At 70.1% G+C, this 5,777-nt stretch carries 6 protein-coding genes and 1 rRNA gene; 2 read left to right on the top strand and 5 right to left on the bottom strand.

Annotated elements, in window-relative coordinates; genetic code table 11:
• The first annotated feature begins 132 nt into the window (after positions 1 to 132).
• Positions 133 to 249 (top strand): 5S ribosomal RNA (gene rrf / locus AOK17_RS24915).
• Positions 250 to 335: 86 nt separating this feature from the next.
• On the opposite strand, the gene AOK17_RS24910 is transcribed toward rrf, so the two are convergent.
• The 4 genes from AOK17_RS24910 to AOK17_RS24895 all read right to left on the bottom strand — a co-directional run bounded on the left by AOK17_RS24910 (position 336) and on the right by AOK17_RS24895 (position 4,174).
• Positions 336 to 1,004, bottom strand: coding sequence for a response regulator (locus AOK17_RS24910; protein ID WP_055614782.1), 669 nt, complete (start codon positions 1,002 to 1,004; stop codon positions 336 to 338).
• Positions 1,001 to 2,254, bottom strand: a complete 1,254-nt coding sequence (locus AOK17_RS24905) for a sensor histidine kinase (protein ID WP_079053266.1) — start codon at positions 2,252 to 2,254, stop codon at positions 1,001 to 1,003. Before AOK17_RS24905 ends, AOK17_RS24910 begins: the two co-directional genes overlap by 4 nt.
• 226 nt (positions 2,255 to 2,480) lie before the next feature.
• Positions 2,481 to 3,254 carry an ABC transporter permease gene (locus AOK17_RS24900; RefSeq protein WP_055614781.1) on the bottom strand — a complete coding sequence of 258 codons (774 nt, stop codon included), beginning with the start codon at positions 3,252 to 3,254 and terminating at the stop codon, positions 2,481 to 2,483.
• Positions 3,251 to 4,174, bottom strand: a complete 924-nt coding sequence (locus AOK17_RS24895) for an ATP-binding cassette domain-containing protein (protein WP_055614780.1) — start codon at positions 4,172 to 4,174, stop codon at positions 3,251 to 3,253. Before AOK17_RS24895 ends, AOK17_RS24900 begins: the two co-directional genes overlap by 4 nt.
• A gap of 94 nt (positions 4,175 to 4,268) precedes the next feature.
• On the opposite strand from AOK17_RS24895, the gene AOK17_RS24890 reads away from it, so the two are divergent.
• Positions 4,269 to 4,859: a GNAT family N-acetyltransferase gene (locus AOK17_RS24890; protein WP_055614783.1), complete on the top strand. Its 591-nt coding sequence runs from the start codon at positions 4,269 to 4,271 to the stop codon at positions 4,857 to 4,859.
• A gap of 20 nt (positions 4,860 to 4,879) precedes the next feature.
• On the opposite strand, the gene AOK17_RS24885 is transcribed toward AOK17_RS24890, so the two are convergent.
• Positions 4,880 to 5,777: type IV secretory system conjugative DNA transfer family protein (locus tag AOK17_RS24885; protein ID WP_215491311.1), on the bottom strand; the 898-nt coding region annotated here is incomplete at its 5' end.

Here is a 5,777-nt window from a genome sequence, read left to right as displayed (position 1 = left end):
GCTGACTGGTACTAATAGGCCGAGGGCTTGTCCTCAGTTGCTCGCGTCCACTGTGTTGGTTCTGAAACCACGAACAACCCCATACCTGTGTGGCCACGCGGGTATGGTGCGGTATTCACAGTTTCATAGTGTTTCGGTGGTCATAGCGTGAGGGAAACGCCCGGTTACATTCCGAACCCGGAAGCTAAGCCTTACAGCGCCGATGGTACTGCAGGGGGGACCCTGTGGGAGAGTAGGACACCGCCGAACAAATCTTATGGGAAAGCCCCCGCACTTCGGTGCGGGGGCTTTCTTGCGTTTCAGGGGTAGTTTCTCGGCCCCTTTTCCCGGCCCTTTCAGGACGGCTCCACCAGTCTTGTGTCGTACGCAAGGATTACCGCTTGGATGCGGTCCCTGGAGCCCGTCTTCGCGAGGATTCGGCTGACGTGGGTCTTCACCGTCGATTCGGCGAGATGGAGGCGGGTGGATATCTCTGTGTTCGTCCAGCCCTGGCCGACGACCGTCAGGATTTCGCGTTCGCGGTCCGTGAGGGAGGTCAGGCGCGGGTCCTGGCCGGGGATTGTTTCCGGGCCCGGAGTGGGGAGGTGCTCGGCGTAGGCGTCGAGGAGGCGGCGGGTGAGGCTCGGGGCGACGACCGCGTCGCCCGTGGCCACCGCGCGGATGCCGGCGAGGAGTTCCTCGGGCTGGGCGTCCTTGATGAGGAAGCCGGAGGCGCCTGCGCGCAGGCCGGCGTACGCGTACTCGTCCAGGTCGAACGTGGTGAGGATGAGGACGCGGGTGCGGTCTCCGGAGGAGACGATGCGGCGGGTCGCCTCGATGCCGTCGAGGCCGGGCATGCGGATGTCCATCAGGGCGACGTCCGGGCGGAGTTCGGCCGTCATGCGGATCGCCTCGGTGCCGTTGGACGCTTCGCCCACGACCGCCATGTCGTCCTGGCTCTCCAGGAGCATGCGGAAGCCGAAGCGCTGGAGCGGCTGGTCGTCGACGATGAGCACGGTGGTCACTGCGGGGTTTCCTCCGGTAGGTGAAGGTGGACGCGCCAGCCGTGGTCCGGGAGCGGGCCGGACTCAAGTGTGCCGCCGTACAGGGCAGTTCGTTCGCGCATTCCGGTGAGGCCGCGGCCCCCGGTGCCGTTGCCGTGAGCCGTGCTTCCGCGGCCGGTGTCGGTCACCGTCGTGGTCACGGCGCCTCCGTCCCCGTACGACACCGAGACGGTCGAGGTCGCGTCGGGGCCGCCGTGCTTGAGGGTGTTCGTCAGGGCTTCCTGGATGACTCGGTAGACGGTGAGTTGGCGGCCCGGGGGGAGGGCGGTCGCGTAGCCGTGGATGGTGGTGCGGACGGGGAGGCCGGCGGAGCGTACGCCCTCGATGAGGTGGTCGAGGTCGGTGAGGGAGGGCTGGGGGGCCATCTCCACTCCCGGGGGTTCAAGTCCCAGGGCAGGCCGCAGAGCAGGTCCCGGAGGTTCGGCTCCTGGTGGCTCTGTTGCTGAGGGGTCCGTGCGTAGTACGTCCAGGAGGCGGCGGAGTTCGCCCAGGGCCTGGCGGCTGGTTGTGCCGATGGCGGTGAGGGCCTGGGCGGCGCGTTCGGGGTTCTTGGCGGCTGCGTACGAACCGCCGTCAGCGAGGCTGGTGATGACCGAGAGGTTGTGGCCGATGATGTCGTGCATCTCGCGGGCTATGCGGGTGCGTTCGGCGGCGGTGGCGAGGCGGGCCTGCTGGTCGCGTTCCACCTCCAGTTGGGCGGCGCGTTCGACGAGGGACGCGAGGTACTCCTGGCGGGTGCGGTAGGAGATGCCGACGATCGCCACCATGGCGAGGCGGGTCGCCTGCGGGACGATGGTCTGGTCGGGGCTGTGGTCGGCGGCCTGTTCGGTCGCGTTGCGGAAGCCGTCCACGACGATCGGGATCATCGTGATGGCGTAGGACGCGAGCAGGGTGCGCAGTGCGGTGTGCAGCGCGATGTTGAACGTGACGACGAGCAGGGTCAGGCCGGCCTGGAGGTCGGTGCCCGTCCAGGCGTTGACGACGGCGAGCGGGAGCATCGGCAGCAGGATCGCGACGGGGTGGGTGCGGCGCCACAGGAGCGGGACGGTGAAGCCCAGCGACAGGGTGACGATCAGCCAGGTGGGCGCTTGTGGGTTCTGGGTGATGTACCGCCAGCCGCCGCCCAGGACGTCGGTGAAGGCGGCGGTCACGAAGAAGCCCGTGACCAGGACGTCCCACACCAGCGGGTGGCGCCGGTCGAAGGCGCGCATTCGGTGGCTGAGGCGGTGGATCTGGCGGGTGACGGGCTGTTGGCGGGCCCCGTCCGGTGACCAGCCCCGCCAGGACTGGTCGCGCCAGGCCTGGTCCCGGCGGGCGCGGTCACGGCGGCTCTGGTCGCGGGCTCTGCGCAGCCAGTTCCGGTGCCGGTTCTGGGGCCGGTCCCGTGTCTCGGTCACGGTTCCATCCTCGTACGAGAGCCGGTGGTAGGGGAGTTGGTCATACGTCCCGTCGTTTGAGGAGCAGGCCCGCGGTGCCCAGGATCGCCGTCGTCCACAGGGTGAGGGCGAGGAGGGCGGGGCCCGTGGCCGCGTAGTCGGAGGAGTCGTGGAGGGTCATCAGGCCCTCGGCGGCCCTGCCGGGGAAGTACTTGGCGGCGCTGTCCATGACGTCGTACGGGAACATCCTGAGGACCTCGGGGAGGACGGTGACGCCTCCGATGAAGGCGGTGATGCCGCCGGGGACCGAGCGGAGCAGGGCGCCCAGGCCGAGGCCGATGAGGGCCAGGGAGGTCAGGCCCGCCGTGCTGCCGACGAGGGTGCCGAGGACGCCCGGGTCGGTGAGGGAGAGTTCCTTGTCCGTGCCGTCGAGGAAGAGCTGCCCGGCCGTGAACGTGACGAGGAACGTGGCCAGGGTGGCGGTGAAGACGACCGCGGTGACCACACCTGCCTTGGACCAGAGGACCGGGAGGCGGCGCGGTACGGCCACCATCGTGGAGCGGACCATCCCCGTGCCGTACTCGCCCGCGATGGACAGGACGGCTACGACGGCCAGGATGATCTGGGAGAACTGCGTGCCGAAGAGCAGGAACTGGACGGGGTCGACGCCGGAGACCTCGCCGCGGTCCTGTTCGTAGGACGCGCTTATCGCGATGCCGACGCCGATAGTGAAGACGGTCGCGGCGGTCAGCATGATCCAGGTGGAGCGGACCGTCCACAGCTTGTGCCATTCGGAGCGCAGGATGCGGGCCGGGGTGAGGGCGAGGGTGGTCATGCCGGCTCCAGGTGGGCTGCGTACTCGAGGGAGTCGCGGGTCAGGTCCATGAAGGCCTCCTCCAACGAGGCGGCGTGCGGGGTGAGTTCGAAGAGGGGGATGCCGTGGGCGGCGGCGGTGCGGCCGATGTGTTCGGCGTCCGTGCCGCTGATTTCGAGGATCCCGGGGGTGGAGCTCGTGACGTCCACGGGTGGGGCGGCGAGGAGTTGGGTGAGCAGGCCCGCTTCCGGGGTGACCACCTTGATCGTGCCCGCGCCCGATTCGCGTACGAACGTGTCGACCGTCGTGTCGGCGAGCAGGCGGCCCCTGCCGATGATGATCAGGTGCTCGGCGGTGACGGCCATCTCGCTCATCAGGTGGGAGGAGACGAAGACCGTACGGCCTTCCGCGGCAAGGGACTTGAGGAGGTTGCGGATCCACAGGACACCCTCGGGGTCGAGGCCGTTGACCGGTTCGTCGAGGATCACTGTGGCCGGGTCGCCGAGCAACGCGGCGGCGATGCCGAGGCGTTGGCCCATGCCGAGGGAGAAGCCCTTGACCCGGCGTCCGGCCACGTCGGTCAGGCCGGTGAGGTCCAGGACGTGGTCGACGCGGCTCCTGGGGATGCCGTGGGTGAGGGCGAGCGCGACCAGGTGGTGGTGGGCCGTGCGGCCCGGGTGGACCGAGCGGGCCTCCAGGAGTGCGCCGACCTCGTGGAGGGGTGCGGGGTGGTCGGCGTACGCATGGTTGCCGACCGTGGCGGTGCCGCGCGTCGGGGCGTCCAGGCCGAGGATCATCCGCATGGTCGTGGACTTGCCGGCGCCGTTGGGGCCGAGGAAGCCGGTGACCGTGCCCGGGCGGACCGTGAAGGTGAGGTCGGACACGGCGTATTTGGCGGGTTTGCCGCCGTAGCGTTTGGTCAGTTCGGAGGCTGTGATCATGTCTTCGATGGTCGGCCGGGCGGGGGCCGGGGGCGTCGGACGACGGCGGGATATCAGGTGAAGGGTGTAGTACCCCGGTATTACGGTGACCCTCATGAGCCCCGATGTTCGTTCTGATGACCGTCTCGATGCCTCGGCGGATCACGTGGTGCGTTCGGTACGTGCCGACGAGTGGCCCGCGGCGAAGGAGCTGCGGCTGGCCGCGCTGCGGGATCCGGTGGCGCACCTCGCGTTTCTGGAGACGTACGAGGCTGCCGTGGGCCGGCCCGACAGCTTCTGGCGGGAGCGGGCGGCCGGGGCCGCCGAGGGGGTGCGTGAGCGGCAGCAGGTGGTGGCCGTGGCGCCCGACGGGCGGTGGGTCGGGTCGGTGGTCGTGCTCGTCGAGGAGGCGGGGGCCCAGGGCGCGCTCGGGGATGTGAGCGAGGTACGCCAGGGGCACTTCGTGGCCGTGTATGTGCGGCCGGAAGTGCGGGGGCGGGGGCTCACCGAGCGGCTCTTCGCGTACGCCCTGGAGTGGGCGTGGGAGGTCGCCGGGGTGGAGCGGGTGCGGTTGTTCGTGGACGAGCGGAACGGGCGGGCCGAGGCCTTCTACCGGAAGTTCGGATTCGTGCCCACCGGGGAGAGCGTTCCGGTGCCCGGGGATCCGGGCGCGCGGGAGCTGGAGTTCGTGTTCAAGCGGTCCTGACAGGCCCCGGGGGCGGGGAGTTACACCGGGAGTTCGTGGTGGGGCCAGCGGGAGCGGGCCTGTTCGCGGGAGCGGAGAAGAGCCAGGACGGGGAGGCCTCGGTCCGGGCCGGTGCCTCCGCTCGCGGCCAGGAGGTCCGGGAGCTGGGGGAGCGGGGCCACCGCCGCCACGTCGTCCAGGACGAGGGAAAGTGGTGGGTCGAGGCGACCGGAGGATGACCGTTCGGCCATGCGCCGGCCGCGCTCGACCACGCTTGAGGCGAGGGCCGTCAGCAGGGGCATCGCGCCGGGATTCGCCCTGGGGTCCTCGATGGGTTCACCGACCACATAGAGCGTGCCCCCTTCGTCGGCGAAAGAATCCAGGGTGAGGCTGTCGGTTCGGTTCGGGGTGCAGGCTTCGCGGACATTCACCGTGAACAGGGCGGACAGGGCGCGGGCCGTCAACTCCTGGGCGATGTCCCGGCGTTCGGGGTGCGAGGTGAGGGTGGCTTCGAGTTCGCCCGCGGAGCCGGAGGCGGCCTTGGGGTTCGTACGGAGGATGCGTACGGCTTCCTGGACCTGGGTGCCCTGGGCCCAGCGGTGGACGTGGCGGATGGTGCGGCCGTCCACGGCGGCGGCGTGGAGGTAGCTGCGCAGGAGGGTTTCCGCCGTTTCGGCGACCGTCTGGTCGATCTTCGCGGTGGGGCGGACCGGGGCGAGGAGCGCTGCCGCGCGGGCCTTCGCGGTGTCCTTGTTCTCGCAGCCGGTGGACGGGGACCAGTGGAGGCGGGCCGGGGTGTCGCAGAGGTGGGAGGGGTCGTAGAGGAGGACGGGGCCCAGTTTCGCGCGGGCGTCCTTGGTGTCCGACCAGAGGGCGGGGTTGGAGGTGATGACGAGGGCCGGGCCGTCGGCGTCCCGGATCGCCTGGACGGCGAGGGGG

This window comes from Streptomyces phaeochromogenes (assembly GCF_001418655.1).
Taxonomy (GTDB): domain Bacteria; phylum Actinomycetota; class Actinomycetes; order Streptomycetales; family Streptomycetaceae; genus Streptomyces; species Streptomyces phaeochromogenes.
Note: the sequence above shows the minus strand (reverse complement) of the source record. Positions and strands in the feature narration are given on the sequence as shown.

What these genes read in the sequence shown, in the direction of transcription:
- AOK17_RS24895 (WP_055614780.1), bottom strand. Translation starts at nt 4,174, where the DNA reads ATGATCACAGCCTCCGAACTGACCAAACGCTACGGCGGCAAACCCGCC.
- AOK17_RS24900 (WP_055614781.1), bottom strand. Translation starts at nt 3,254, where the DNA reads ATGACCACCCTCGCCCTCACCCCGGCCCGCATCCTGCGCTCCGAATGG.
- AOK17_RS24905 (WP_079053266.1), bottom strand. Translation starts at nt 2,254, where the DNA reads ATGCGCGCCTTCGACCGGCGCCACCCGCTGGTGTGGGACGTCCTGGTC.
- AOK17_RS24890 (WP_055614783.1), top strand. Translation starts at nt 4,269, where the DNA reads ATGAGCCCCGATGTTCGTTCTGATGACCGTCTCGATGCCTCGGCGGAT.